This is a genomic window from Streptomyces sp. NPDC048275, assembly GCF_040652275.1.
Taxonomy (GTDB): Bacteria; Actinomycetota; Actinomycetes; order Streptomycetales; family Streptomycetaceae; genus Streptomyces.
Window position 1 is genome coordinate 1 of the sequence record NZ_JBEZLR010000252.1, and the last position, 1538, is coordinate 1538.

1 protein-coding gene is annotated in these 1538 nt (G+C 75.2%); it reads left to right on the forward strand.

From position 1 onward, the window contains the following. Nucleotides 1-1538: polyketide synthase dehydratase domain-containing protein (locus AB0D57_RS47735; RefSeq protein WP_362088774.1), on the forward strand; the 1538-nt coding region annotated here is incomplete at both ends.

The window sequence follows — 1538 nt, forward strand, 5'->3', positions numbered from 1 at the left end:
TTCCAACACGAGCGCTACTGGCTCGACGCCCCCGCAGGCACCGGCGACGCCACCAGCCTCGGCCTGACCCGTTCCGCGCACCCCCTGCTCGGTGCAGCCGTGGAGCTGGCCGACGGGGACGGCTGCGTGTTCACCGGGCGGATCTCGTTGCAGTCCCAGCCCTGGCTGGCCGACCACGCAGTGCTGGGGACGGTGCTGCTGCCGGGTGCCGCGCTGGTCGAGCTGGTGCTGCACGCGGCCGACAGCGTCGGCTGCGACACGATCGACGAGCTGACCCTGGAGGGCCCGCTGGTCGTACCGGACAGCGGCAGCGTGCAGATCCAGGTGACGGTCGGCGCGCCGGACGAACAGGGGCTGCGCCGGGTCGGCGTGCACTCGCGGGCCGGCGGGGAGGACGAGCCGTGGACCCGGCACGCGGCCGGTGCCGTCACGGTCTGCTCCGAAGACCCGGCGCCGCCGGCCGGGCGGCCCGCACACGCCGAGCGGGTTCCCGTGGACAGTCTGTACGCCGATCTGGCCGCGGCCGGTTACGAGTACGGGCCGCTGTTCCAGGGGCTCATCGCCGCCTGGCGCGACGGGGACGGCCTGTACGCGGAGATCTCGCTGCCCGAGGACACCGATGTGTCGGGGTACGGGGTCCATCCGGCGCTGCTGGACGCGGCCCTGCACACCATGGGCCTGGCCGGGGAGAGCGATGGCGTGCGGCTGCCGTTCTCCTGGTCCGGCGTGCGACTGCACGCTACCGGGGCGGCCTCGGTGCAGGTCCGGCTGGCCGCGGCGGGACCGGACAGCGTGACGCTGGTCCTGACCGACCCGGCCGGTGCTCCGGTCGCCACGATCGGGTCCCTGACCTCGCGGCGCGTCGAACCGGAGCAGCTGGCCGCGCTCGGCGGGCGAAGCGAGGATCCGCTGTTCGCCGTGGGCTGGGACACCGTCACGGCCGCAGCGGCAAAGCCTGAGCGGTGGGCGGTGCTCGGCTCGGACACCTACCCCGGCCTTGAGGCGCTCGCGGCCCTGACCCCCGTACCCGAACTGGTCCTGCTCCGCGTCGAGGAGGACGGCGGCGGCCCGGTGACGGGCGTGCGGCAGTCCGCGACCGGGGTCCTCGAAATCCTGCGGGCCTGGCTCGCCGACGACCGCTTCGCCGAGTCCCGGCTGGTGGTGGTCACCCGCCGTGCGGTCGCCGTGCGGCCGCAGGAGGGGGTGGACGCCCTGGCCACGGCCGGGCTGTGGGGCCTGGTCGGCAGCGCGATCACCGAGAACCCGGACCGGTTCGCGCTCGCCGACACCGATGCCGGCACCGACGATCCGGCCGTATGGGTGGGCGCGCTGCTCGACGCGGACGAGCCACGGGTGGCCGTCCGGGACGGGGCGGTGTATGTGCCGCGGCTGACGCGGGTCGAGGCGCCGTCCACGCCTGTCGCACCGCTCGACGGAACGGTGCTGATCACGGGCGCGACCGGCACCCTGGGCCGGCTCGTGGCCCGGCACCTGGTGACCGGGTACGGCGCCCGCCGGCTGCTGCTGACCAGCCGCAG